This window comes from Microbacterium sp. CH-015, from assembly GCF_049707015.1.
GTDB lineage: Bacteria > Actinomycetota > Actinomycetes > Actinomycetales > Microbacteriaceae > Microbacterium > Microbacterium aurum.
Genome location: NZ_JBNAFJ010000003.1, coordinates 40792 through 66589, shown reverse-complemented (window position 1 = coordinate 66589; position 25798 = coordinate 40792). Strand labels below are relative to the sequence as shown.

Below are 25798 nucleotides of genomic sequence, written 5' to 3'. Positions count from 1 at the left end.
TTCCGACCGTCACGAGAGGCTTCGCCATGGCCGACGTCATCCGCCCGCCGATGGGCTGGAACAGTTGGGACTGCTACGGAACAACCGTCACCGAGGCGGAGGTGATCGCGAACGCGGAATTCCTCGCGGAGCATCTGCTGCCCTACGGGTGGGACACCGTCGTGGTCGACATCGACTGGGCCGATCCCACGGCCCGCAGCCACGGCTACAACGACGGCGCGCCGCTGCACATCGGCGCGTACGGGAGGCTCGTCCCCGACCCGGGGCGCTTCCCGAGCGCCGCAGGCGGTGCGGGGTTCGAGCCCCTCGCGGAGCGGCTGCACGGGATGGAGCTGCGGCTCGGCATCCACACGATGCGGGGGATCCCGCGCCGCGCCGTCGCGGCGAACACGCCCGTCCTCGGCACCGAGGCGCACGCCGCGGACATCGCCGATGCCGGCAACGTGTGCGAGTGGAACCCCGACATGCTGGGACTCGATCACTCCCACCCGGCGGCGCAGGCGTACGACGACAGCGTGCTCGCGCTGTACGCGCAGTGGGGCGTCGTCTTCATCAAGGCCGACGACATGCTGTGGCCGTACCAGGCCGCCGCCATCGAGGCCTACGCCCGGGCGATCGGCCGCAGCGGCCGCGACATCCAGCTGAGCCTGTCACCCGGGCGCGACCTCTCGCTCACACGACTGGAGCACCGGCGGGAGCACGCCACGATGTGGCGCATCTGCGACGACCTGTGGGACCGGTGGGAGGACGTCGAGGCCAACTTCGCCCGCTTCGCACGGTGGGCTCCGCACGCCGGACCCGCGGGGTGGCCCGACGGCGACATGCTGCCGCTCGGCCGCGCCTCCGCCGCCATCCGTGTCCCGAAAGCAGGCTAGATCGACCGAAACCGGCCGCCGCGACCCCGGATGGGCCGTTTCAGCCTGCTTTCGCGACGGCGAGGCCCGGCACCCCGCCCGGGTCCGGTCCGGTCCCGGGCCGCCGCCCGTCGCCGCCCGCGCCTCCGCTGCCACGCGCGCCTCCGTCGCCACCCGCGCCTCCGCCGCCATCCGCGTTCCGAAAGCAGGCTGGATCGACCGAAACCGGATGCCGCGACCCGCGATGGGCCGTTTCGGCCTGCTTTCGCGACGGCGAGGCCCGGCATCCCACCCCGGTCCCGCCCGGTCAGGCCCGCCGCCCGCACCCCTGCCGTCGCCCGCGCTCTCCCGCCACCTGCGTTCCGAAAGCAGGCTGGATCGACCGAAACCGGCCGCCGCGACCCCGGATGCGCCGTTTCAGCCTGCTTTCGGGACGGCGGGCGACCGGCACACATCCGCGGGGCTGGCGCCGGCGCGCGTCACGCGGCTCGGATGCCGGCAGGCGTCACGCGGTCGCCGCGCGGCGGGCCTCCCAGCCGGTGCGGACCATCTCGTCCACCGTGTAGCGGTTCTGCCACTCGAGGTCGCGCGCGGCGAGCTCGCCGGTCGCGACGATGCGGTCGGGGTCGCCGGCGCGACGCGGACCGATGACTGGCGTGAACGGGATGCCGGTGACCCGGGCCATGGCATCCATGATCTCCTTCACGCTGAGGCCGTTCTGCGACCCGAGGTTGTACGCCGGCTCCACGCTCTCCCCGGCGGCGAGGCGCTGAGCCGCGACGACGTGCGCCGCGGCGATGTCGCCGACGTGGACGTAGTCCCGGACGTTCGTGCCGTCTTCGGTGTCGTAGTCGTCGCCGTTGATCTGCGGCGTCTCGCCCGCCAGCAGCTTCTCGAACACGATCGGGAAGAGGTTGTGCGGGCTCGTGTCGTAGACGGCCGGATCGGCCGACCCCACGACGTTGAAGTAGCGCAGCGACGTGTGCCGCAACGGAGCGTCGGATGCCGCGGTCGCGACGCCCTGGTCGCGCAGGAGCCACTCTCCGATGAGCTTCGACTCCCCGTACGGCGACGCCGGGCGCTTGGGCAGATCCTCCGTGACCAGCGGCACGTCGGGGGTACCGTAGACCGCCGCGGAGGAGGAGAACACGATGCTCGTGACCCCGGCATCCGCCATCGCCTGCAGCACCACGCGGGTGCCTTCGACGTTCTGTTCGTACGTGTGCAGCGGTCGCTGCACCGAGACCCCGGCGTACTTGAAGCCGGCCACGTGGATCACCCCGGTGACCCCGTGCTCGCGCATCGTGGCCACCAGCAGATCGCGGTCGAGGATCGTGCCCTGCACGAACGGCACGCCCTCCGGCACGAAGTCCGCGTGCCCGCTGGAGAGGTCGTCGACGACGACGGGGTCGAGCCCGGCATCCTGCAGGGCGCGCACGACGTGCGCCCCGATGTATCCCGCGCCTCCGGTGACCAGCCAGCTCATGTCGCTCCTCACGTCGAGGGTTCAGCCTACCCGGCCGATCCCCGGGTGTTTACGATAACATGGAGGGCATGGGCAGGCACTCGTTCGCGATCGGTGAGCACGACTTCCTTCTGGACGGCGAGCCGCACCGGGTGATCTCCGGAGCCCTGCATTACTTCCGCATCCACCCCGACCAGTGGCGCGACCGCATCCGCATGGGGCGCATGATGGGCCTCAACACGATCGAGACCTACGTCGCCTGGAACGAGCACAGCCCCGAGCCGGGCGTGTTCGACACGACCGGGCGGCTCGACCTCGCCCGGTTCCTGCGCGAGGTGCAGGAAGAGGGCCTGCACGCGATCGTGCGCCCCGGCCCCTACATCTGCGCCGAGTTCGACGGCGGCGGATTCCCGGCCTGGCTCTTCCGCGACCCCGAGGTCGGCGTCCGCACGCTCGAACCGCGCTACATGGCGGCGGTCACCGACTACCTGCGCGCCGTCATGGACATCGTCGCGCCGCTGCAGATCGACCGCGGCGGTCCGGTCATCCTGCTGCAGGTCGAGAACGAGTACGGCGCGTACGGATCCGACCACGCCTACCTGCAGGCGCTCACCGACCTGTTCCGCGAGACCGGCGCCACCGTGCCGCTGGACGGGCTGGCGGCGGCATCCGCTTTGCCGTCCGCGCCGCTGGCGGCAGGGGCGAACGTGTTCCAGGCGACGGTGACGCTCCCGGCATCCGCCGATCTCGCGCTGTCGACCGAGGGACTCGGCAAGGGGCTCGTCTGGGTGAACGGGTTCTGCCTCGGGCGCTACTGGCGGGCCGGCCCGCAGCACACCCTGTTCGTGCCCGGCCCCGCGACGCGCGTCGGCGAGAACCTCGTCACGGTGCTCGAGCTCGAGGCGCTGACGGCCGACGCCCTGCGCTTCGTCCCCGACCTCGATCTGGGACACACCGACTCCTGAGACGCGCGAGCCGGTGCGGACTCGCGCGCGGGTGGTCAGACGCGGCGGGTGTTCCGACGCCGCGGGTGTTCCGAAAGCAGGCGGATCCGGCCCCGTGGGGCGCTCGGCGGCGGCGAACGGTCGATCCAGCCTGCTTTCGCGACGCGAAACCGCCCGCATCGACGCGAAGCCGCCCGCATCCACGCGGCGAAACCCCCGCATCCACGCGACCAAACCCCCGGTACCCGACAGCCCCGGGGTTCACGACCGGGCGGGGCCGGCGATCCGGGCGGCGAACAGCGCGAGATCTGGGCGACCGAGCCGCTCGAAGCGGTCCGCCGCACCGCCGTCGGCTTCGCCGCCGCGGTCTCCCCCCACCTCCTAGAATCGCGATCGTGACCGACACCTCCGAACCCGTGCGCCCCGATGCCGTGCGCGCCGGCGCCGTCACCCTCCATGACGTGGCGCGCGAAGCCGGGGTGTCGCTGGCGACCGCCTCGCGCGCGCTGAACGGCTCGACGCGGAAGGTCGCCGATTCGTACCGCGAGCGCGTCGAGGCCGCCGCGGCGCGGCTGGGGTACACCGCGAACCTGTCGGCTCAGGCGACGGCGCGCGGCACCTCGGCGGTCATCGCGCTGCTCGTCGCCGACATCGCCGACCCCTACTTCGGCGAGATCGCCTCGGGCGTGGCGCGCGGCGCCGACGAGGAGGGCCTCGTCGTCACGGTCGCCATCACCGAGCGCGACCCCGCCCGCGAGGTGCGCCTGGTGCGCGCCCTGCGCGGTCAGCGTCCGCGGGGACTCATCCTCGCGGCATCCCGCGCATCGAAGGACATCGCGCCGGACCTCTCCGCCGAGCTCGACCAGTTCGCCGCCGCCGGCGGTCGTGTCGTCGCGCTCGGAACCGGCAGTGAGGTCGTGCGCGGCGTCGCGATCGACAACCGCGGTGGCGCCGCCGAGCTCGGCGCGGCGCTCGCCGCGCGGGGATACCGCACCGCCGTCGTCCTCGCCGCCGCGGAGGGCGTCGTGACGAGCGACGACCGCGTCGCGGGCTTCGCCGACGGGTTCGGCGCCGGCGGGGGAGAGATCGGCGCCGTGCTGCGCGGCGGCTTCACGCGCGAATCCGGTCACGACCTCATGGCCCAGGCGCTCGCCGCGGGCGTCGCGCCCGGCACCGTCGTCTTCGGCATCAGCGACGTCGTCGCGATCGGCGCACTGTCGGCGCTGCGCGAGGCAGGCCGCTCCGTGGGGGACGATGTCGCGCTCGCCGGCTTCGACGACATCCCGACCGGTCGCGACGTCACCCCGGCGCTGACCACGGTGCGGATCCCGCTCGAGGAGGTCGGCTACCAGGCGCTCCACGCCGCGACGGATGCCGAGTGGGAGCCGGCGGCGCTGCGCCTCGAGGTGCTGCTGCGCGACTCGACGCCGCTGCGCGACGCCGGCGCATGACGCGCGTCGTCGTCGCCGTCGACAGCTTCAAGGGCTCGATCGGCGCGGCCGATGCTGCGGCCGCGGTGCGGGATGGCTGGTCTGTGGCGCGCCGCGGCGACGAGGTGGTGCTGCGTCCGATGGCGGACGGCGGCGAGGGAACCCTCGACGCGTTCGCCGCCGCAGTGCCCGGCGCCCGACGCATGCCGGTGACGGTATGCGGGCCGCACGGGCGCGAGATCCCGGCATCCTGGCTGCTTCTGCCCGATGGCACCGGGGTCGTGGAACTGGCGTCGACGAGCGGAATCGAGCTGTTGCAGGCCGACGGCGGAGGCGGCCTGCGGCCGTGGGATGCCGGCACGCGCGGCTTCGGCGAGGCGATCGCCGCGGCCCTCGACCACGGCGTGGAGCGGCTCGTCCTCGGCATCGGCTCGAGCGCGTCGACCGATGGCGGGGTCGGTGCGCTCACGGCGCTCGGCGCGCGCTTCACGGATGCCGCGGGCGCGCCCGTCGCCGCGGGCCTGCGCGGCGTCGCGACGCTCGCACGCGCCGACTTCTCCGGCCTGCGCCCGCTGCCCCCCGGCGGGGCGGTCGTGCTGGCGGATGTGACCAACCCGCTGTGCGGGCCGGCTGGTGCCGCCGCGGTCTTCGGCCCCCAGAAGGGCCTGGATGCCGAGGGTGTCGCCGCCGCCGACGCCGCGCTCGCCCGGTTCGCGTCCCTCGTGAGCGCCGCCGCCGCCGCCGCCGAGCGCGCCGGTTCTCGCCGAGAGCGCCCGTTGCGCATCGACCACAGCGGGCCCGCTCGACAGCATCCGGCGCACTCGGCACATGTGTGGGATGCCGGGACGCCCGGCGCGGGCGCCGCCGGCGGGACGGGATTCGGGCTGCTGGCGTGGGGGGCCGAGCTCGGCCCGGGCGCCGAGCGGGTCGCCGAACTCATCCGCCTCGCCGACGCGATCGCCGGCGCGGACCTCGTGATCACGGGGGAGGGCTCGTACGACGGGCAGTCCGCGGCCGGCAAGGTGCCCGCGTTCGTCGCGCGGCTGGCGTCCGCGGCAGGCGTGCCCGCCGCGTTGGTGGCCGGACGCATCACGGCGGATGCCGACATCTCGGCCTTCGCGGCATCCGTCTCGCTGACGGAGCTCGCCGGGTCGCCGGAAGCCTCGCTGGCGGCGCCCGCCGACTGGCTGCGCGCCGCCGGCGCGCAGCTCGCGGAGGCCGCCCCCGCCCGCTGACCCCGCCACCGCGGGACCCAGCGGGCGCGGGTCAGACCCCGCCGAGGGCCTCTGCCACGACGGCGCGCGCCTCGGCTTGGACCGCGGCGAGGTGCTCGGGTCCGCGCAGCGACTCGGCGTAGAGCTTGTACACGTCCTCGGTGCCCGAGGGGCGCGCCGCGAACCACGCGTGCTCGGTCTGCACCTTGAGGCCGCCGATCGCGGCGCCGTTGCCGGGGGCGTGCGAGAGCTTCGCGGTGATCGGCTCGCCGGCCAGCTCCATCGCCGTGACGGCCTCGCCCGAGAGCCGGCCGAGCGCGGCCTTCTGCGCGGGGGTCGCCGGGGCGTCCACGCGCGCGTACGCCGACCCGCCGAACTCGGCCTCGAGCTCAGCATAGCGCTGCGACGGCGTCTTTCCCGTCACCGCGAGGATCTCGGCGGCCAGCAGACACAGCAGGATGCCGTCCTTATCGGTCGTCCACACGGAGCCGTTGAACCGGAGGAAGGATGCCCCCGCGGACTCCTCTCCGCCGAACACGACCGACCCATCGAGCAGGCCCGGGACGAACCACTTGAACCCGACCGGCACCTCCAGCAGGCGACGCCCCAAAGAGGCCACGACCCGGTCGATGATCATCGACGACACGAGCGTCTTCCCGACGGCGGCATCCGCCTGCCACTGCGGACGATGACGGCAGAGGTAGTCAATCGCGACGGCGAGGTAGTGGTTGGGGTTCATGAGGCCGGCATCCGGCGTGACGATGCCGTGCCGGTCGGCGTCGGCGTCGTTCCCAGTGAGCAGGTCGTATTCGTCGCGACGAGCCAGCAGCGACGCCATCGCCCACGGCGACGAGGGATCCATGCGGATCTTCTCGTCCCAGTCGAGCGTCATGAAGCGCCAGGTCGGGTCGACCTCAGGGTTCACGACCGTGAGGTCGAGCCCGTAGCGCTCGCCGATGAGCGCCCAGTACTCCACCGAGGCGCCCCCGAGCGGGTCGGCGCCGATGCGGATGCCGGCGCGGCGGATCGCCTCGACGTCGATGATGTTCACGAGATCGGCGACGTACCCCTCGCGGAAGTCGTACGTGCCGAGGGAGTCGCCGTCGATGTCGGCGAAGCGCGTCCGCTGCACGCCCTCCAGTCCCGCGGCGATGAGTGCGTTCGCGCGGTCGGCGATCCACCCGGTCGCGTCGGTGTCGGCGGGACCGCCGTGCGGGGGGTTGTACTTGAACCCACCGTCGCGCGGGGGGTTGTGCGACGGCGTCACGACGATGCCGTCGGCCCGGCCGGGGTCATCGGCGGCGCGGGCGTGGTTGTACGTGAGGATCGCGTGGCTGAGCGCCGGCGTCGGCACCCACGAGTCGCGCGAATCCACCCGTACGTCAACGCCATTCGCGACCAGCACCTCGACCGCGGTGCGCTCGGCGGGCAGTGACAGGCCGTGGGTATCGCGTCCGAGGAACAGCGGGCCGGTGATGCCCTGCGACGCGCGGTAGTCCACGATCGCCTGGGTCGTGGCGAGGATGTGGTCCTCGTTGAAGCTCGTCGACAGGCTCGACCCGCGGTGCCCGCTCGTCCCGAACGCGACGCGCTGCTCCGGCACCGAGGCATCGGGTTTGCGGTCGTAGTAGGCGGCGATCAGTTCATCGATGTCGATGAGGTCGGATGCTTCGGTCGGCTGTCCTGCGCGGCTCATGCCGACAGTCTGTCACTGCCGCCACGGCGACGCACCGCGACGGCGAAACACTCCCGCCACGGCGGCGCACTGAACACCGCCCCGTACCGCGGGGCGAACGCTCAGCGGCGGTGGAGGACGCTCGTCGCGGTGCCGCCCGCGATCGCGCTCTCGAGCGTCAGCGTGTCGCCGCTGCAGGTGTAGGAGGCGTCGGTCACGGGCGCCCCGGCGATCTCCTCGCTGACGGCCCCGGCATCCGTCGGCGTGCCGTCGATCGTGGCCGACACCTGCAGCCCCGCGGTGTTCTGGGTGGCGGTGGAGACGTGGTCGGCCGTCGCGGTGTAGGTCCCGTCGATCTGGCCGCCGAAGGTGATGAGGATCGTCGTGCCCGACACCGCCGCCGTCACCGTCGCGGCCGGCGCCCATACGAAGGTGCCGTCGGCGCCGAGGGTGAGGTTCGCGCTGCCCTCGGGGGTGAAGTTCACGCCCGCGCCGGCCATGAGGGAGTTGACGTCGTCGTAGAAGCCGACGAGCTCCTCCTGGCCCATCGTCCAGTCCCCGACGAGGCACGACGCGTCGGGCGTCGCCGACGGGGTCGCGGAGGGGGTGGCGGATGCCGAGGCGCTCCCGGTCCGCGTCGACGTCGCGGTCGGGGTGGGCGACGATTCCTCGGGGGCGCACGCGCTGAGCGCGAGCGTCCCGGCGGTGAGGAGGGCGGCGGCGACGGCGAGGGCGGCGAGTCGGCGGTTCACCCCTTCAGCGTAGGCTGTCGTCCGTGACTTCCGCGCCCCCGATGACCGTCGCACCGGCGGCCTCCGCCCCCACCCGCCGCACCTACAGCTACCTGGGGCCGGCGGGCACCTTCACCGAAGCGGCGCTGGCGCAGGTGACCGAGGCGCGCGACCAGATCTGGCGGCCCGTCCGCAACGTCGGCGAGGCGCTCGCCGATGTCGTCGAGGGGCGGTCGGATGCCGCCATGATCGCGATCGAGAACTCCGTGGACGGCGGGGTGTCCACCGCGCAGGACGCGCTGGCGACGATGCCCGGGCTGCGGATCGTGGGGGAGTACCTGGTCCCGGTGAGCTTCGTGCTCGTCGGCCGGCCCGGGACGCGGCTGTCGGAGGTGTCGCTCGTCGCGGCGCACCCCGTCGCGTACGCGCAGTGCCTGCAGTGGCTGAGCGCGAACCTCCCGGAGCATGCTCACCTGCCGGCGGCGAGCAACGTGGCCTCGGCCGTCGGCATCGTCGATGGTGTCAGCGACGCCGACGCGGCGATCGCGCCCCCCGGCATCCTGGAGCACTATGACCTCGAACTGCTCGCGGAGGGCATCGGCGACAACGTCAACGCCGTGACGCGGTTCGTGCTGGTGAGCCGCACGGTGCCGCCGGCACCGCCGACCGGCGCGGACAAGACCTCGCTCATCGTGGAGCTCCCCGAGGACCACCCGGGCGCCCTGCTCGAGCTGCTGGAGCAGTTCGCGACCCGCGGCGTCAACCTGTCGCTGCTGGCCTCGCGGCCGATCGGCGACGCACTCGGCCGCTATCGCTTCGTCATCGACGCCGACGGCCACATCGAGGATGAGCGGATGGCCGATGCCCTCCTGGGCCTGCGCCGATTCAGCCCCAAGGTCATCTTCCTCGGGTCGTATCCGCGCGCCGATCGGGCGGTCGTGCACTACCCCGACCGGTACTCCGACGAGGTGTTCGTCGAGGCGCGCGACTGGCTGCGCGGTCTCATCTCCGGCGAGCCCGGCGCCTGACCCCGTCGGGACTCTCCCGCCGGGGCGCTGCCCCCGGGCTCCCTCCGGGCGCCCTCCCGCCGGGGCTCTCCCGCCGGGGCGTCTCCCACGCAACTGCAAGGCCGTTGGTGCGACACGCCGCCGGAGGGGACGCGCCCGCGGCGTGTCTCCCACGATCCCTTGCAGTTGACGTGGCTTGACGTGGCTTGACGTGGCTTGACGGGGCTTGACGTGGCTCCGCGCTCAGCCGGCGAGCAGCTCCAGCGTCTGCGCGCGGCCGTCAGCGGTGTCCATCGGCTCGGCGTCGTAGGCGCCGGCGACCGGGGAGATCATGACCTCGTCCACGCCGTGCGCCTGCGCGAACGCCGCCAGGCGCTCGCGCACGTCCGGAGCCTCGCCGACGAACCAGCGTCGGCGCAGTGCGTCGAGCAGAGGAGCGGCGAGGGCGTCGGATGCCTCGGCCGCCGCGGCCTGTTCGACGGTCTCGAGCGCGGTCAGCGGGCGACCGCCGCGCAGGCGCGCCATCATGCGGGCCTGCGGCAGCATCCGCTCCTCCGCCTCCTGCGCGGTCGCGGCGACGACGGCGTTCGCGGTGAGGAACGTGCGCGGCGCGGCGAGCGTCTCGGACGGCTGGAAGTTCTGCCGGTACAGGTCGAGCGCGCGCTCGAGACCGTCGCCGGAGAAGTGGTTCGCGAAGACGTACGGCAGACCGAACGCGGCGGCCAGCTGCGCCGAGTAGTCGCTCGAGCCGAGCAGCCACAGCTCCGGCATGCCGGTCGCGGCGGGGGTCGCGTGGATCGCATACCGGTCGTCGCCGTCGGGGCGGCCGGTGAGTCGCACCGTCGCGCCCTCGGGTGAGGTCAGCGCGAGGATGTCGCGGATGTGGTCGGGGAAGCGGTCGACGCCGCTTGTCGTGCCGCTCATCCGCAGCAGCTGGGTGATCACAGGGTCGCTGCCGGGCGCGCGTCCGATGCCGAGGTCGATCCGGCCCGGGGCGACGGCCTCGAGGGCGGCGAACTGCTCGGCGACGACGAGCGGGGAGTGGTTGGGCAGCATGACCCCGCCCGACCCCACGCGGATGCGGCGGGTGCGGGCGGCGGCGACCGCCGTCAGTACGGGCGGGCTCGTCGAGGCGACCGCGGGCATGTTGTGGTGCTCGGCGAACCAATAGCGGCCGTAGCCGAGTTCGTCGGCGCGGGCGGCGAGGGCGAGCGAGGCGGCGACCGCCTGCGCGCTGGTCTGGCCGGTGCGCACCGGGACGAGGTCGAGGACGGAGAGTGCGGGGGCGTTCATCACCTGAGGCAACGCGTCCCGGCATCCGGTCATTCCGCGCGTGCGGCGCGCTTGACGTCCTCGTACCGGTCGAGGGCCTCGCGACGGGTGGCGGCGAGGTCGACGATCGGGGCGCGGGAGGCGGCATCGGGTGCCCACTGCGCGATGTACGCGCCGTGCGGGTCGAAGCGCTCGGCCTGCCGGGCGGGGTTGAAAATGCGGAAGTAGGGGGCGGCGTCGGCGCCCGAACCGGCGACCCACTGCCAGTTGAACGGGTTGTTCGCGGCATCCGCGTCGACGAGGGTGTCCCAGAACCATTCCTCGCCGATGCGCCAGTCGACGAGGAGGTTCTTCGTGAGGAAGGATGCTGCGACCATCCGCACCCGATTGTGCATGTAGCCGGTGCGCCAGAGCTCGCGCATGCCGGCGTCGACGAGGCCGATGCCGGTCTCGCCGCGCTCCCAGGCGCGGAGGTGCTCGGGGTCGGGGTGCGGCCAGCGGAACGCGTCGAAGCTCGCGCGCCAGTTGCGGGTCGCGAGGTCGGGGAAGTGGAAGAGGGTGTGCCAGGCGAACTCGCGCCAGCCGAGCTCGGAGAGGAACCGATGGGCCGAGGCCGCGTGAGCGCCGGTGCCCGCGGCCTGCAGCGTGTCGTGCCAGACGGTGTGGGGACTGAGCTCGCCCCACCGCAGGCGTGGCGACAGCAGGCTGGTCGCTCCGGCGGCCGGTTCGTCGCGGGCGCGGTCGTAGGTGCCGAGGTCGTCGTCGAGGAAGTCGCGCAGCCGCCGGCGGGCGGCGAGTTCTCCGGGCCGCCAGCGTTCGCGCAGGCCCTCCGCCCAGTCGGGAGCCGTCGGCAGGAGACCCCACTCCTCAAGCGCGTCGGTGTCGGGCGCCGTCGCCGGCCCCGGGATCTCGCGGGGCTCGGGCAGCGGCGTGCGCGGCGCCGGCAGGTTCCGGCACGCGTTCCAGAACGGCGTGAACACGGAGAACGGGGTGCCCGCGCCGGTGCGGACGGTCCACGGTTCGAAGAGGACGGATGCCGCGGAGGACTCGACCGTGACGCCGTCTGACCGCAGTCGGGTCTTGAGGTCCGCGTCGATCGCGCGCTCCGCTCCGCCGTAGCGGCGGTTCCAGACGACGGCGCCCGCGCCCGTCTCGGCGACGAGCCGGGGGATCTCCTCGGCCGCGGCGCCGCGCCGCAGCACGAGGACCGATCCGCGTTCCGTGAGACGCGCGCCGAGGTCGGCGAGCGAGTGATGCAGCCACCAGCGGGCGGCGCCACCGAGGGGGCGGATGCCGGGGGAGACCTCGTCGAGCAGGAAGACGCCGATCACCGGCTCGCCGCGGTCGATCGCCGCGCGCAGCGCGGGGTGGTCCGCAAGGCGCAGGTCGTCGCGGAACCAGACGAGGGTCGGGGATGCCGGCATCCGTCCATCGTCGCCGGTCAAGGGGGCGCATGCACCCCCTTGACGTGGGCTACAGCTTGGGCGAGGTGTGGCCGTGCGGGACGGCGAGGTGCAGTCCGCCGGCGTGGATGCGGACGTCGATCGCCGTCGCCTCGCCGAACTCGTCGCCGTCGAGCTGCACCGGGTGGGCGGCGTCGGCGGCGAGCTGGATGCCGGTGCCGCGGGCGTAGCGCACCGAGTTGTCCTTCGTGCGCAGGCGCAGGATGCGGCGGCCCGCGCGGAAGCGGCGCAGGACGCTGTTGTCCCAGGCGACGCGACGCCAGACGGCGAGCCAGCCGATGGGATTCTTCGGCTGGAAGATGACGATGTCGAGCTCGCCGTCGGCGACCGAGGCCTCGGGGATGAGCTCGAGGCCGGCCGGGAGGGAGCCGCAGTTGGCGAAGAGCACGCTCTGGACGTTGGCGCGGTGCATCCGGTCCCCGGCGACCTGGTACATGAGGGCGAACGGCTTCGCGCCGACGAGGGAGCGCGCGGCTCCGTCGACGTAGGCGACCCAGCCGACCTTCTTCTTGAGGTCACCGCTCGTGTTGGCGATCATCGCGGCATCCAGCCCCATACCGCCCATCACGACGAAGGCGCGCTCCTCGCGCTCGCCGTCCTCGCGCAGGAACTCGGCGAAGCCGATGTCGATCGCGCGGACGTCGCCCTCGAACGCCGCCACGACCATCGCCTCCGGGGCGGTCAGGGGCAGTCCGAGGTTGCGCGCGAGCAGGTTGCCGGTGCCGCTGGGGACGATCGTGAGGGGGATGCCGGTGTCGACCATCGCCTCGCTGACGGCGCGGACCGTGCCGTCGCCGCCGGCGACGAGCACCGATGTCGCGCCCGCCTCGAGGGCTTCGCGGGTGACGCCGTCGCCGAGATCGTCCACCGTCGTCCTATAGAAGAGGGGCTCGCCCCACCCGGCACGCTGCGCGTGCGTCGTCACGGAAGCGCGGAGGGTCTCCGCCTCGACCTTCGTCGGGTTGTAGACGAGCGCCGCGCGGCGCTCGGCGGTCTCGGCGTCAGCGGGGCACATGCCGCCACGATACTGGGCGCGGCGGGGCTGGCGTCTCGGCTTCACCGCTCCTGCGGCGGAGGCCCGGGGGAATACCTCGCAGCGACGCTCAGATCGTCGGGTTGATCGTCGTGATGCCGATGGCCTCCCAGGCGTCGAGGAGCTCGGAGTCGCCGCTCACCGCGACCATTTCATCAGTGGCGACCGCCAGCGAGGTCGCGCATTGGACCGCGTCATAACCGCGCAGTCGGTGTAGCGCGGCGAGGTGAGCTGCGCTGAGCACGATCGATTCGACCGGGGTGATCGGCGTGACGCAGTCCCATAGGCGGTCGAAGTCGATGATCGCCTGCTGGTGCTGGTCACTTCCGATGCGGTGTGAGCGCTCTGCTCGTGCGAGAGCGGCTCGAGCTTCCACATAGCTCAGCAGACTGGTCGTCACCCGGTGGGCGGCGTTCCATGCAGTTCGGACTCGTGCGGTGGACGGCTCGTCGATGACCAGAGGCACGAGAGCGGAACTGTCGAAGTACGCGAGCATCGAGCTAACGGCGCTGCTCTTTGATCAGGTCGCTCACGGTGCCGTTGGCCTTGATCGGCTCGGGGAGAGGGGCGCGAGGCGCCCGTGGAGGGCGGGCGACGCCGAGACGGATGAGGCGATCGAGGGGGGACTCCTCCCCATAAGGAAGGATGCGGGCAATCGGCTTGCCGTGGTCAGTGACGACGATCTCATCGCCCTCCTGAACTGCTGCCAGATGACGGCTCAGACCGTCGCGCAACTCACGGATTCCGATTGTGGCCACAGTCATGCCTGAATTGTAGCCACTTCCGACGGCGAGCGGGTCTGCCAAAGATGCCTTCATGCGCCCATGGTGCACGGGATCGAGACGCTGAATATGCGGGAGTGGTCGTTCTGGGGATAAGCGGTCGACTCGGGGCGCTGTGCAGAGGGTGATGTCAGCCGACCCGACGGGCTGACTCGGCGGGGAAGAGGTCCACGGTGAGCCCGTCGATGAGGGAGCCCGGCGTCACGCCTAAGGCATCGGCGATCCGCACGAGGGTGAGGACGCTCGGCATCGCCCGACCGCTCTCGTAGCTGCGGATGTTCGACGAGTCGATGCCGGTCTCGGCCGCCAGCTGGTCGTGGGTCTTCGTGTAGCGGATCCGCGCGGCCCGGATCTGCTCGCCGACATAGGCGGCTGCGGCAGAGGGGACTCGGGGCATCCCTCAAGGTTCGACGCTCCCGGTCACCCTCACCAGGGCGCATGTCCCCGGGTACTTGTACCTTAGGCTCGGATCGAGTAGTGGGACTTGGGGAAGGGGCGTCGATGGCCGACGAGAAGCTGGTGAAGTCGCGCCAGCGGGTCGCCGATCACGGCGAGGTCTTCACGCCCCGCTGGCTCGTCGACGACATGCTCGACCTGGTCAAGAGCGAGACCGAGCGCATCGACTCGCGGTTCCTCGAGCCGGCGTGCGGTTCGGGCAACTTCCTCGTGCCGATCCTGGAGCGCAAGCTCGCGGTGGTACAGCGCAGGTACGGCAAGAGCGCCTTCGAGGAACGGCACTACGCGCTGTTCGGCCTCATGTGCATCTATGGCATCGAGCTGCTCGCCGACAACGCTATCGAGTGTCGCGAGAACCTCGCGGGTACGTTCGCCCGGGTACTGAAACTCGATGGGTCCGATCCTCTCACCGCCGCCGCCGAGGCCGTGCTCGCGTCGAACATCGTGCAGGGCGACGCCCTGGCCATGACGGATGCCGCCGGCGCACCCATCGTCTTTCCCGAGTGGGCGTACCTCGGGCGCGGCAGATACCAGCGACGGGACTTCCGCTATGACGCGCTGACACAGCGATCCGCGGCATCCGAAGGGCTCTTCGCCCACTTCGAGGAGCACGAGATCTTCACGCCCGTTCGCACCTATCCCGTGATGACCATCGAGGAGATCGCTGCATGAGCGCGCCCGTTCTCGAAGGCCAGGCGAGCTTCGCGCTGCGTGGGCACAATCCCGACGTCCTGACCTGCATCGCGAACCTCTCGAACGATGAGGTGTTCACGCCTCCCGAGTTCGCGAACCAGATGCTCGACACCGTCGCCGATGCATGGGCGAATGCCAACGACGGCGCCGTCATCTGGGAGAGCCCGGATGTCACCTTCCTTGACCCCTTCACGAAGTCGGGAGTGTTCCTGCGCGAGATCACCCGGCGTCTCACCGAGGGGCTCGCAGAGTGGGAGCCCGATCTCGAGAAGCGTGTCGATCACATCCTGACGAGGCAGGTGTACGGGATCGGCATCACGCAGCTCACGGCGCTCCTCGCGCGCCGCAGCGTGTACTGCTCGAAAGACGCCACGGGCGAGCACTCGATCGCGAAGAGCTTCGACCGGCACTGGGGCAACATCTGGTTCGAGCGCACCGAGCACACGTGGGCCGGTGACCGGTGTGCGTACTGCGGTGCCGCCAAGGCGGGGTATGAGCGCGGGGATGCGCTCGAGTCGCACGCCTACGCCTTCATCCACACGACCAACCCGCGGGCACTGCTCGCGACCATGTTTGGAGCCGACGTGCAGTTCGACGTCATCATCGGGAACCCGCCGTACCAGCTGGATGACGGCGGCAACTCCAACTCTGCAACCCCCATCTACCAGCTGTTCGTGGAGAATGCGTTCGACCTGGGGCCTCGATATGTGTGCATGGTCACGCCGTCTAGGTGGTTCGCTGGTGGCCGTGGACTGGGTGCATTCCGGGACCGCATGCTCACTTCCCATAAACTTCGACGACTTGTCGACTACCCCAAGCTTTATGACGGGTTTCCGGGTGTGAAGATTCGAGGTGGGATCTCGTTCTTTCTCTGGGACCGGGAGTTCGATGGTCCTTGCCACGTCCAGACCATGTGGGACGGGGCACCATTAGGAGAAGCGGTCCCACGGTTTCTCGACGCGTACGACGTCCTCGTCCGCAGGAACGAGGCGGTGTCCATCCTGGATAAGGTCAGGCGCCTGCATGAACCCACTCTGGACCTCGTCGTCTCCAGTCAGAAGCCGTTTGGGCTGCGAACTTTCTTTCACGGCTCTGACACTCCCCGTGGGCTCGCAGATCCCGTTCAACTCTTCGGCTCTCAACGAATCACCTGGATAGACCGTCGCGACATTCCGCAGAATTCCGACTGGGTTGATGACTGGAAAGTGCTGATGACCCGAGTGCAGGGCACGAGCGCCGCGGTAGAGACCAAGTTTCTGAGCAAGCCAATCGTGGCGGGGCCCGGAACCGCGTGCACTGAAAGCTATCTTGTCGCTGGTCGATTCAGTGATGAGGTAGACGCGCGACGGTTTGCTCGGTACCTGCGAACGCGCTTCCTTCGCTTCATGGTGTCGTTGCGGAAGTCGACGCAAGATGCGCCCCGCCATGTCTACGCGTTCGTGCCGGACCTGCCCACCGACGAGGAATGGACAGACGAGAAGCTCTATGCCCGGTATGGGCTGACCGACGACGAGATCGCCTTCATCGAGTCGCAGGTTGCCGCTCACGACGACGAGCCCGCGAATGGTTAAGCCTGAGTCCGAGCTCCTTCCACCGAAGCCGGAAGCCCGACCGCGCCTCTATGCGTGGTCCTCCGACGAGGTCGCCCGGCGGTGGCGCGGATGCCTCAAAGTCGGGCAGACCTCGCGAGACGTGAACGCCCGCATCCGTGAGTCGCAGGGGCAGGCACGCGTCGATTACATACTCGAGGTCGACGAGCCGGCCGAACGGCCTGATGGTCCGCCGATCACCGACGTCGAGGTGCGCCGACGCCTCATCGAGAAGGGCTTCGAGAACGTCGTCTTCGAGTCGAGCAAGGAGTGGATGCGCTGCTCCGCCGACGACGTGAAGACGGCGATCGCCGAACTCCGCGCCGGCCAGGCCTACGAGGGCTCCCACCACGCCACCTTCGGGATGCGTGAGGAACAGGCATCCGCGGTCGAGCAGACGCTCGCATACTTCGCGAGCCGATGGGCGCAGGATGCCGACGCCGTGCCGGAGTTCCTCTGGAACGCCAAGATGCGCTTCGGCAAAACCTTCACGACCTACCAGCTCGCCAAGCGCATGAACGCGACGCGCGTGCTCGTCATGACCTTCAAGCCTGCCGTCGAGGATGCGTGGGACACGGACCTCAAGACCCACGTCGACTTCAACGGGTGGCAGTACCTCTCTCGCAAGACCGGCGGCGACCCGGCATCCGTCGACGCCGACCGTCCGCTCGTCTTCTTCGGCTCCTTCCAGGACCTCATGGGGCGCGACAGCGCCGGCAACTTCAAGCCGAAGCACAAGTGGCTGACCGAGCTGAGCTGGGACCTCGTCGTCTTCGACGAGTACCACTTCGGCGCCTGGCGCGACGCGGCCAAGGAACTCTTCGAGGGTGAGGACGACAAGGCGTCGAAGAAGGCGACCGAAGACGAGTTCAGCAAGGACCTCGAGACCTTCGCGGAAGAGCTCGAGACGAACGGTGCCGACGAGGACGCCTTTGTGCCGATCCGTGCGGGCGCGTACCTCTACCTCTCCGGCACGCCGTTCAAGGTGCTCAAAGAAGGACGCTTCATCGAGGAGCAGATCTTCAACTGGACCTACACCGACGAGCAGCGCGCCAAGCAGAAGCACGTCGAGCAGCATGCGGACGAGCCGAACCCGTATGCGTCGTTGCCCGAGATGCGGCTCCTGACGTACCAGATGCCCGACGAGCTCACCGCGATCGCGAGCCAGGGGGAGTTCGACGAGTTCGACCTCAACGCGTTCTTCGAGGCGAGGGTCGTCGACGGCGCCGCCGAGTTCGTGCACAAGGATGACGTGCAGAAGTGGCTCGACATCATCCGCGGGCAGTACGCGCCGACGCAGGTCGACTTCCTCAAAGCCGGGACGCGGCCGCCGTTCCCGTACTCCGACACGCGGCTGCTGCCCTACCTGCAGCACTCGATCTGGATGCTGCCGCGCACGGCATCCTGCGCGGCCATGGCATCGCTGCTCGCCGAGCCGCAGAACGCGTTCTGGCACGACTACACCGTCGTCAACGTCTCCGCGCCCGGCGTCGGCGTCGGGCTCGACGCGCTGCCGCCCGTCCGCCAGGCGATCGGCAGCGGATTCGACACGAAGACGATCACCCTCACGGTCGGCAAGCTCACGACCGGCGTCACCGTGCCGCAGTGGTCGTCGATCCTGATGCTGCGGAACCTCCAGGCGCCGGAGACGTACTTCCAGGCGGCGTTCCGCGTCCAGTCTCCGTGGACGATCCGCAACCCAGACGGCGATGACCCATCGCGCGAGGACATCCTCAAGCCGGTCTGCTTCGTCTTCGACTTCGCGCCGACGCGCGCGCTGCGGCAGATCAGCGAATACGGCATCGGCCTCGCGCCCGAGGAGCGCAACCCCGAGAAGGCCGTCGAGGAGCTGGTCAAGTTCCTGCCGGTGCTCGCCTACGACGGCGTCCACATGATGCAGATCAACGCAGGTGAGATTCTCGATCACGCCATGGCGGGCACCTCGGCGACGCTCCTCGCGCGCAAGTGGGAGTCGGCGATCCTCGTGAACGTCGACAACGCGACGCTGAAGAAAATCATGTCGTCGCAGGCCGCGATGGATGCCGTTATGAACATCGAGGGCTTCCGCGCGCTCGGCTCAAACGTGTTCGAGACGGTCGTCAACAAGAGCGAGGCCGTGTCCAAGACGAAAAAGGAGAAGGGCGACGACCTCACGCCGAGCGAGAAGAGGGAGATCTCCGAGGAGGAGAAGGAGTACAAGTCCAAGCGGAAGCAGATCCAGGAAAAGCTGATCAAGTTCGCGACCCGGATCCCCGCGTTCATGTACCTCACCGACTACCGCGAGAACACGCTCTACGACGTCATCACCAAGATCGAGCCTGACCTGTTCAAGGCGGTCACCGGCCTCACCGTCGACGACTTCAACCTGCTCGTCGGCCTCGGCGTCTTCAACGCTGGCCACATGAATCAAGCCGTCTTCGCCTTCCGGCGCTACGAAGACGCGTCACTGTCATACACCGGCATCGAGTCGCACCAGGGTCTCACCCGGTACGGGCTCTACGACACCGTCGTCGCGGTGGAAAGCGCGCTTTCGGGCGCAGAAGGAGAGAAATGAAGGCAATAGTCGGGACGATCGCCGGGCTGCTGATCGGCCTGCTCGTGGGCGCCTTGGTCGGCCCCATGCTGGTTCCCCGATTCTTCGGATCCAGTTCGGAGAGTAGAGACTCGCAGGTCATCACCGCGATCGCGCGCGAGGAGCAGGTCGTTCTCTTGAGCCTCGGCGTGCAAGGGCTCCACACCAAGGATGCCAACAGCCAGCTCTTAGGTGTGGTCATCCCGTGGAGCGATCGCACGTCGATCCTCGAGTATTCGTTCACCGCCAAGCTGGGTATCGAGGGAGGCGATGTAAAGATTGAACCGGCCGGGGAGAACAACTACCGCATCACTATCCCGAAGTTCATCTTCATCGGGCATCAGAACGAGAACTTCCGACTCGCCGAGGAGAAGGACGGAGTCCTGAGCTGGATCACTCCGGACTTCGACACCGCCGACCTGATCACCGAGATCCTCAACGACGACGCGAAAGACGAGTACGTCGCGAAGAATCTCGAAGATCTGCACGCTCAGGCCGAGGTCTTCTACCGGGGGATCGTCACCGGAATCGACCCCGACATCACACTCACCTTCGACTTCGTTTGAGGACGCTCGCAATGACTGATTCAAAGCCCGCCGCCGAGACCGCGGCATCCACTGAGCTGAGTGCGCTCGTCGCGGAGAAGGCGAAGGACGCCGCGAAGGGCGAGGGGTTCCAGGCGCAGATCTTCAAAGCGATCGCCGTGCAGCGGCCGGTGGTCATGGAGTACCTCCGTACCGTCCGCCGCGAGAAGCCGGATGCGACGCCGGTGGAGATCCTGAAAGAGCTGGACAGCCGGTACGTCGCGACAGTGACCATCACCAGCACCGGCGTCGGCGCGTCTGCGGCGATCCCGGGGGTGGGCATTCCTATCGCACTGGGCATGGGAGTGGCCGACCTGCTCTTCTTCTACGAGACGAGCGCGCTGTACGTCCTCGCGGTCGCTGAGCTTCACGGCATCCCGGTGACGGATCCCGAACGGGCGAAGCCGCTCGTGCTCGGCACACTGCTCGGCCAGAAGTCGCAGAGTGAGATCAGCAAGCTCGTCCTCGCGGCGCTCCCCGGCGGGGTGAGCGTGTCGGCCGCACGCCAGACGGCCGGTAAGACGCTGCCGAAGGGGTGGGGTGACGTGCTGACTCAGCAGCTGCCCGACTCGGCTCTCGCACCGCTGGCCATCGTCATCGGTCGTGAATCCCTCAAGCTCGGCGGCAAACTCGGCGCAGGAACCGCTGCGAAGGCGATTCCGTTCGGCGTCGGCGCCGTAATCGGCGGCGTCGGCAGCTTCACCTTCGGCCGCGACGTGGTGAAGGCTTCGCGCATCGCGTTCCCCGCCACCCCCGAAGCCTTCCCCGAGTGGCTCGAGGACTTCGCCAAGCCGCCGAAAGAGGACGTGCCGCCCTCCCGCGCTGCGCTCGCGTTGGATGCGGCATCCAGCAGCGTCAAGGACTTCGGCGAGAACGTGTGGGGCAAGGTCGGCGCGGTCGCGGACAACTTCCGGTCCATCGACCTCGACGGCGACGGCATCCCGGACGAGGCTCGCGCGCTCACCGCAGCCAAGCGGGCCGGTAGCGCGCTGGCCGGAACGGCCGGCAAGGCAACCGAGGCGTTCCGATCGGTCGACCTCGATGGCGACGGGGTGCCCGATGAAGCGCGTGCCGTAACGGCGGTTAAGGGTGCGGGCAGCGCCATCGCGGGCGCTCTGGGCGGTGCGCGCGGCAAGGCATCCGGCCTCTTCGCGGGGCGCAAGCAGAGTGGGAAAGCTTCTACCGGGGACAGCGATGGCGAGGAAACGCAGCCCGTCGACGCCTGACCTGCCTGCACAGTCCGCTCAGCCAGATGCCCAGCATCCGCCACGCACCGCGAGCGCGTGGCGAGATGCTGACGCCCTCGCCGAGCTTCTCGAGGGTGCGCGCGTCGCGCCGTTGCGCTCGGCGCGGATGACGCCGGAGCGCGTGGACGAGCTCGTGGAGGCTGCGCGCGCCGGTCGTATCGCAAAGTGAGCAACACCGTCGCCCGCGCATCTCACGATCTACCGCGCCCGAGCAATGTCGGAGGCCCTCGGCACACTGTCTATATGAGCTTCATCGGTGATCTTCGGGACGGCGTCGACCGTCTGGCGCAGTTCGCCGAGCTCGATTGCGAGGCGACGACCCTCGCGGCCGGTGCGAGCGCGCTCAGCGATGCGTCGGTGCGTGAAGCCTTCACTGCGGTCGCCGACCTCTCTCGCCATGTCCAGAAACTCGAGGTCGCTCTCGCGGGCGTCATCGCGCGCCGCTCGACCCGATCCGCCGGACACTCCGGCCTCGCGCAGACCGGCGGATTCCGCACTCCGGTGCAGATGGTGCAGGAGATCACCGGTATCCCGCGCAGCGAAGCTATTCGCGTCGTGAAGGTCGGCGAGACACTGGCCGAAGGTGCGGATGCCGCGGGCTCGCGGGTCGTCGACGATGTTCTTCCGGGCAGCGACGCGCGGCGTCCCTGGCATGAGCCTTTGGGTGCGGCTCTTCTCGCTGGGTCGATCACGCACGCTCAGCTCGACGCGATCCGGCGTGGCCTGGGCGAGCCGCCCCTGATCGAGGGGCGCGCGGAAGACGATGTCGTCGAAGTGTGGCGAGTCGCCGCCGCCCAGCTCATCGACGAGGCGCCGCGCTGCACCGTCGAAGATCTCTCGGCGTCGGCGCGCGCCGTGCGCGATGCGATCGACCCGGCGGGCGCGGAGGCGCGGTGGGCGGAGCACTACCAAGCCCGTTCCTTCCGGATGCGCATTGATGCTGACGGGCGGACGCACGGACACATCGTGTTCGACGATGTCACGGCCGCGTTCTGGCAGTCGGTGATGGATGCCGCACTGCGCCCGCGTCGGGGCGGCCCGCGGTTCGTGTCGGCTGACGAAGCGGCGCAGGCGCAGCAGCTCAGTGAGGATCCGCGGACGAACGAGCAGCTCGCGTTCGACCTGCTCGCCGACCTGGTGCGGGCGGGGGCGACGGCCGAAGCGAAGGACGTGTTCGGGACGAAGCAGGCCGGCGTGCGGTTCGTGACGATCCGCGGCGCGGGTGGCACCGGCGGCGGGGGAGCCGGTGGTCTGGGCGCGCGGGACGCGTTCGGCCGTCTCCTTGCTGTCGCGCACACCGAGGACGGTCGGGTATCCGTTCCTGGCTCCGTCATCGACCGGATGGTCTGCGAGACCGGCGTCGTCCCAGTGAACCTGGACTCCTGCGGCAATCCGCTCGATGTGGGACGGGAGAGTCGACTGTTCACGCCCGCGCAGCGCACCGCGCTGGCCGTGCGAGACGGCGGATGCATGTGGCCCGGATGCGACCGACCACCCCTGTATTGCGAAGCGCATCACATCGACGAATGGTGCGCCGACGGCGGCCGCACCGACATCGATCGAGGCATTCTGCTCTGCGCCTACCATCACGTGCATCTGCATCTCACGGGGTGGAAGATCGTCCGCGAAGGACAGGGTGCCTTCCTGCTCGTCCCGCCTCCGGGCGAGGGCTCGCCGCCGATCGAACTGAGATCGAAGGCGCCCCTGCGGTGGATGTTCGACCCGCCGCCGAGAACGGGATGGCGCACCGCCGCCTGAACTGACGGACGGCGTGCCGCCCGACGGGTGACACGTCGCTGCCTGGGCGCCGCGCCGCGGTCCTGGGTCGGCGGCCCTGGCGCGACCTCTCGTCCCTTGACACGATGGGCCCATGCCGGAGTCACCTGAGGTCGACGCGCTCGCGGGTTTCCTCCGCACGCACATCGTCGGGCGTCAGATCGCTGGTCTGGAACTCGTCGAGTACGGCGCCCTCAAGACGCGGGGTCGCCTCACCTCAGAACTTGTCGGCCGCGCGTCAGAACTTGTCGGCCGCGCGGTCACCGGCATCCGTCGGTTCGGCAACCGCCGTGCGCAGCGTGCTGGGCGGCGCCTTCGCGCGGCAGCGGAGCGTTCCGATAGACGAGCTCAAGGCGCGCAAGATCGCGGCGATGGCGGTCCATGGCCGCACCGGTGAGGAGTGTCCGGACTGCGGCGGCGTCGTGGCGGATGTTCCGGGGTCGAAGGGCGCCGCCCAGTACTGTCCCGTCTGCCAGCCCGAGCGCTGACCCTGGCGCGATCCGGCGACCTGCGCGGCACCGCGTGCCACCGCCCGCGCCCGCGCCACCACACGCCCGCCGCCTGCGCCACCGTGCAACCACCCGGCATCCGCCCCGCCGCACCCCGCAACTAGACTTGCCGCGTGATCGATCTCGCCCTGCTCCGCGACAACCCGGACCTCGTCAAGCGCTCGCAGGAGGCCCGCGGCGAGTCGCCCGACACCGTCGACGACGCGCTCGCCGCCGACCGGGCGCGCCGTGCCGCGATCACCGCTTTCGAAGAGCTGCGGGCGGAGCAGAACGCTCACGGCAAGAAGGTCGCGCAGGCGCCCAAAGACGAGAAGGCCGCGCTCGTCGCCCAGGCGAAGGACCTCAGCGACCGGGTCAAGGCGGCCCAGCAGGCCGTCACCGAAGCCGAAGCCGCCGCCGAAGAGGCTCTCGCTCACATCGAGAACATCGTCATCGACGGCGTCCCCGCCGGCGGCGAAGAGGCCTTCGTCACGCTGCGCACGCACGGCGAGCCGGCATCCTTCGATTTCGAGCCCCTCGACCACCTCGCCCTCGGCGAGAAGCTCGGAGCGATCGACATGGAGCGCGGCACGAAGGTGTCGGGCTCGCGCTTCTACTTCCTCACCGGCATCGGCGCGCGCCTCGAGTACGCACTCATGTCGCTCGCGCTGCAGCGGGCGGTGGATGCCGGGTTCATCCCGATGATCCCGCCCACGCTCGTCCGGCCCGAGATCATGCGCGGCACCGGATTCCTCGGACAGCACGCCGACGAGGTCTACCGCCTCGAAGCCGACGACCTCTACCTCGTCGGCACCAGCGAAGTGCCGCTCGCGGGCTACCACATGGGCGAGATCATCGACCTCTCCGCCGGCGCAAAGCGCTACGCGGGTTGGTCCACCTGCTACCGCCGCGAGGCCGGCTCGTACGGCAAGGACACCCGCGGCATCATCCGCGTGCACCAGTTCAACAAGCTGGAGATGTTCGTCTACACCACGCCCGAGGATGCCGAGGCGGAGCACCTGCGCCTCGTCGCCCTGCAGGAGAGCATGCTGCAGGACCTGGGGCTCAGCTACCGCGTGATCGACGTGGCCGCCGGCGACCTCGGCTCGTCCGCGGCGCGCAAGTACGACGTCGAGGCGTGGGTGCCGACGCAGCAGGCGTACCGCGAACTGACCAGCACCTCCAACTGCACGAGCTATCAGGCGCGCCGGCTCGACGTGCGCTACCGGCCCGATGGGGGCAAGACCGTGCCCGTCGCGACGCTCAACGGCACGCTCGCGACGACCCGGTGGATCGTCGCCCTGCTCGAGACGCACCAGCGCGCCGACGGGTCGGTCGTCATCCCCGAGGTGCTGCGGCCGTACCTCGGCGGCCTCGAGGTGGCGGAGCCGGTGGCATGACGGCCGGTGCCGCGGAGCACCTGCCGACGGGCTCGGTGAAGGTCGTCGCCCCGACGGATGCTGCGGAGCTCGTCGAGGAGATCGCGGAGGATGCCGAGAACCCGGCCGTCTCGACGGAGCGGCTGCTCATCGCGCTCGACGTCGACGGGACGGTGCTGCTCGAGGATGAGACGCTCAGCCCCGGCGTCGTGGATGCCGTCGCCCACGCGCACCGCGCCGGCCACGAGGTCATGCTCGCGACCGGTCGCAGCTGGGAGGGCACGCGCGGCATCCAGCACGTCCTGGAGTTGGCGCCGGAGTACGCGGTGTGCTCCAACGGCGCGGTCATCATGAGGCGCGTCGGCGGGCCGTTCGGCGACGACAGCGTGTACGAGCGCTTCCACGTCGAGACGTTCGACCCGACGGAGGTCGTCACGCTGCTGCGCGAGCACCTGCCGGAGGCGCGCTACATGGTCGAACTCGCCGACGGGCGGCGCCTGTACACCGAGCACATGGACGACTGGAACCTCGCGCACGCGCAGCGGGTGGGGTTCGATGAGCTCGTCGCGCAGCCGGTGTGCCGCGTCGTGGTGGTCTCGCCCGACGACACCGACGCCGACTTCGTCGAGCTGGTCTCGCGGATCGGTCTGAACAAGGTGTCGTATGCCGTGGGGTGGTCGGCCTGGCTCGACATCGCCCCGCAGGGCGTGGACAAGTCCACGGCGCTGGAGAAGGTGCGCGCCTGGCTGGGCGTCGAACCCGAGCGCGTGCTGGTGATGGGCGACGGGCGCAACGACCTCGGGATGTTCCGGTGGGCTCGCGAGCACGGCGGGCGCGCGATCGCTATGGGACAGGGGCCCGACGAGGTGCGGGCCGAGGCGGGCGAGATCACGGCATCCGTCCACGCCGGCGGTGTCGCGGACGTGCTGCGCCGGCTGTAGCGCAATTGCAGGCGCGTCTTTCAGGGCCTGCTCAGGCGCTCGCGGGAAGATAGGACGGGTCTGCTCGGATAGACTCGCCGTTCGATGGATGCCTCGCGTACCCGTGTCGCATGCGTCTGGAGGGTTGTCCGAGCGGCCGATGGACCCGGTCTTGAAAACCGGTGGGCAGCAATGTCCCGTGGGTTCGAATCCCACACCCTCCG

General features: G+C 70.2%; 22 protein-coding genes, 1 tRNA gene and 3 pseudogenes. 16 read left to right on the top strand and 10 right to left on the bottom strand.

The window, feature by feature from the left end; translation table 11 throughout:
• Nucleotides 1-26: 26 nt before the first annotated feature.
• Nucleotides 27-839: pseudogene (locus tag ACPYN4_RS06830) on the top strand (alpha-galactosidase); the annotation flags it as partial.
• A 520-nt stretch (nucleotides 840-1359) separates the two neighbouring features.
• Here the strand turns inward: ACPYN4_RS06830 and galE are convergent.
• Entirely contained in the window at nucleotides 1360-2340 is a 981-nt protein-coding gene (galE, locus tag ACPYN4_RS06825; RefSeq protein WP_281653569.1) for a UDP-glucose 4-epimerase GalE, read from the bottom strand.
• Between the two features lie 68 nt (nucleotides 2341-2408).
• On the opposite strand from galE, the pseudogene ACPYN4_RS06820 reads away from it, so the two are divergent.
• The 4 genes and pseudogenes from ACPYN4_RS06820 to ACPYN4_RS06805 all read left to right on the top strand — a co-directional run.
• Nucleotides 2409-2969: pseudogene (locus ACPYN4_RS06820) on the top strand (beta-galactosidase); the annotation flags it as partial.
• Entirely contained in the window at nucleotides 2961-3284 is a 324-nt protein-coding gene (locus ACPYN4_RS06815) for a hypothetical protein (RefSeq protein ID WP_348649267.1), read from the top strand. The pseudogene ACPYN4_RS06820 and the gene ACPYN4_RS06815, both read left to right, overlap by 9 nt.
• Nucleotides 3285-3658: 374 nt before the next feature.
• A complete protein-coding gene (locus tag ACPYN4_RS06810) occupies nucleotides 3659-4714 on the top strand; it encodes a LacI family DNA-binding transcriptional regulator (RefSeq protein ID WP_424445970.1) in 1056 nt (351 codons plus the stop codon).
• A complete protein-coding gene (locus tag ACPYN4_RS06805; RefSeq protein ID WP_424445969.1) occupies nucleotides 4711-5928 on the top strand; it encodes a glycerate kinase in 1218 nt (405 codons plus the stop codon). The genes ACPYN4_RS06810 and ACPYN4_RS06805 overlap by 4 nt, the downstream gene beginning before the upstream one ends.
• Before the next feature lie 31 nt (nucleotides 5929-5959).
• Here ACPYN4_RS06805 and pgm read toward each other — a convergent pair whose 3' ends face one another.
• Both pgm and ACPYN4_RS06795 read right to left on the bottom strand, forming a co-directional pair.
• The gene (gene pgm, locus ACPYN4_RS06800; protein ID WP_424445968.1) at nucleotides 5960-7603 is read right to left on the bottom strand and encodes a phosphoglucomutase (alpha-D-glucose-1,6-bisphosphate-dependent); all 1644 of its coding nucleotides are present in this window, start codon (nucleotides 7601-7603) and stop codon (nucleotides 5960-5962) included.
• Between the two features lie 101 nt (nucleotides 7604-7704).
• Nucleotides 7705-8334, bottom strand: coding sequence for a hypothetical protein (locus ACPYN4_RS06795; RefSeq protein ID WP_281653565.1), 630 nt, complete (start codon nucleotides 8332-8334; stop codon nucleotides 7705-7707).
• Between the two features lie 41 nt (nucleotides 8335-8375).
• Between ACPYN4_RS06795 and pheA the strand changes: the two genes are divergently transcribed.
• Nucleotides 8376-9341 (top strand): prephenate dehydratase, encoded by a 966-nt coding sequence (gene pheA, locus ACPYN4_RS06790; RefSeq protein WP_281653584.1) that lies wholly within the window; start codon nucleotides 8376-8378, stop codon nucleotides 9339-9341.
• Nucleotides 9342-9563: 222 nt separating this feature from the next.
• Here the strand turns inward: pheA and ACPYN4_RS06785 are convergent, their stop codons facing one another.
• The 6 genes from ACPYN4_RS06785 to ACPYN4_RS06760 all read right to left on the bottom strand — a co-directional run bounded on the left by ACPYN4_RS06785 (nucleotide 9564) and on the right by ACPYN4_RS06760 (nucleotide 14267).
• Nucleotides 9564-10613 (bottom strand): MsnO8 family LLM class oxidoreductase, encoded by a 1050-nt coding sequence (locus tag ACPYN4_RS06785; protein ID WP_424445967.1) that lies wholly within the window; start codon nucleotides 10611-10613, stop codon nucleotides 9564-9566.
• Nucleotides 10614-10642: 29 nt separating this feature from the next.
• Nucleotides 10643-12016: a cryptochrome/photolyase family protein gene (locus ACPYN4_RS06780; RefSeq protein WP_424445966.1), complete on the bottom strand. Its 1374-nt coding sequence runs from the start codon at nucleotides 12014-12016 to the stop codon at nucleotides 10643-10645.
• Between the two features lie 49 nt (nucleotides 12017-12065).
• Complete coding sequence (locus tag ACPYN4_RS06775; RefSeq protein WP_424445965.1) at nucleotides 12066-13070, bottom strand: diacylglycerol/lipid kinase family protein; 1005 nt, start codon at nucleotides 13068-13070, stop codon at nucleotides 12066-12068.
• 88 nt (nucleotides 13071-13158) lie between these two features.
• On the bottom strand, nucleotides 13159-13584 hold the full coding sequence (locus ACPYN4_RS06770) for a type II toxin-antitoxin system VapC family toxin (protein ID WP_076688952.1): 426 nt from the start codon (nucleotides 13582-13584) through the stop codon (nucleotides 13159-13161).
• Between the two features lie 4 nt (nucleotides 13585-13588).
• Entirely contained in the window at nucleotides 13589-13852 is a 264-nt protein-coding gene (locus ACPYN4_RS06765) for a type II toxin-antitoxin system Phd/YefM family antitoxin (RefSeq protein WP_076688954.1), read from the bottom strand.
• Nucleotides 13853-14000: 148 nt separating this feature from the next.
• Nucleotides 14001-14267 carry a helix-turn-helix domain-containing protein gene (locus ACPYN4_RS06760; RefSeq protein ID WP_076688956.1) on the bottom strand — a complete coding sequence of 89 codons (267 nt, stop codon included), beginning with the start codon at nucleotides 14265-14267 and terminating at the stop codon, nucleotides 14001-14003.
• A gap of 104 nt (nucleotides 14268-14371) precedes the next feature.
• On the opposite strand from ACPYN4_RS06760, the gene ACPYN4_RS06755 reads away from it, so the two are divergent.
• The 7 genes and pseudogenes from ACPYN4_RS06755 to ACPYN4_RS06725 all read left to right on the top strand — a co-directional run.
• The gene (locus tag ACPYN4_RS06755) at nucleotides 14372-14998 is read left to right on the top strand and encodes an N-6 DNA methylase (protein WP_424445964.1); all 627 of its coding nucleotides are present in this window, start codon (nucleotides 14372-14374) and stop codon (nucleotides 14996-14998) included.
• Nucleotides 14995-16590, top strand: a complete 1596-nt coding sequence (locus tag ACPYN4_RS06750; protein WP_424445963.1) for an Eco57I restriction-modification methylase domain-containing protein — start codon at nucleotides 14995-14997, stop codon at nucleotides 16588-16590. Before ACPYN4_RS06755 ends, ACPYN4_RS06750 begins: the two co-directional genes overlap by 4 nt.
• Nucleotides 16583-19162, top strand: a complete 2580-nt coding sequence (locus ACPYN4_RS06745; RefSeq protein ID WP_424445962.1) for a restriction endonuclease — start codon at nucleotides 16583-16585, stop codon at nucleotides 19160-19162. Before ACPYN4_RS06750 ends, ACPYN4_RS06745 begins: the two co-directional genes overlap by 8 nt.
• On the top strand, nucleotides 19159-19746 hold the full coding sequence (locus tag ACPYN4_RS06740; protein WP_239281747.1) for a hypothetical protein: 588 nt from the start codon (nucleotides 19159-19161) through the stop codon (nucleotides 19744-19746). The genes ACPYN4_RS06745 and ACPYN4_RS06740 overlap by 4 nt, the downstream gene beginning before the upstream one ends.
• Nucleotides 19747-19757: 11 nt before the next feature.
• On the top strand, nucleotides 19758-20990 hold the full coding sequence (locus ACPYN4_RS06735) for a hypothetical protein (RefSeq protein WP_424445961.1): 1233 nt from the start codon (nucleotides 19758-19760) through the stop codon (nucleotides 20988-20990).
• 264 nt (nucleotides 20991-21254) lie between these two features.
• Nucleotides 21255-22769, top strand: coding sequence for a DUF222 domain-containing protein (locus tag ACPYN4_RS06730; protein ID WP_424445960.1), 1515 nt, complete (start codon nucleotides 21255-21257; stop codon nucleotides 22767-22769).
• Between the two features lie 112 nt (nucleotides 22770-22881).
• Nucleotides 22882-23010, top strand: a pseudogene (locus ACPYN4_RS06725) (Fpg/Nei family DNA glycosylase); the annotation flags it as partial.
• Between the two features lie 15 nt (nucleotides 23011-23025).
• On the opposite strand, the gene ACPYN4_RS06720 reads toward ACPYN4_RS06725, so the two are convergent.
• Complete coding sequence (locus ACPYN4_RS06720) at nucleotides 23026-23316, bottom strand: hypothetical protein (protein WP_424446055.1); 291 nt, start codon at nucleotides 23314-23316, stop codon at nucleotides 23026-23028.
• A 93-nt stretch (nucleotides 23317-23409) separates the two neighbouring features.
• On the opposite strand from ACPYN4_RS06720, the gene serS reads away from it, so the two are divergent.
• The 3 genes from serS to ACPYN4_RS06705 all read left to right on the top strand — a co-directional run bounded on the left by serS (nucleotide 23410) and on the right by ACPYN4_RS06705 (nucleotide 25798).
• Entirely contained in the window at nucleotides 23410-24675 is a 1266-nt protein-coding gene (gene serS / locus ACPYN4_RS06715) for a serine--tRNA ligase (RefSeq protein WP_424445959.1), read from the top strand.
• Nucleotides 24672-25595 carry an HAD family hydrolase gene (locus ACPYN4_RS06710; RefSeq protein WP_424445958.1) on the top strand — a complete coding sequence of 308 codons (924 nt, stop codon included), beginning with the start codon at nucleotides 24672-24674 and terminating at the stop codon, nucleotides 25593-25595. The genes serS and ACPYN4_RS06710 overlap by 4 nt, the downstream gene beginning before the upstream one ends.
• Before the next feature lie 118 nt (nucleotides 25596-25713).
• Nucleotides 25714-25798, top strand: a tRNA-Ser gene (locus ACPYN4_RS06705).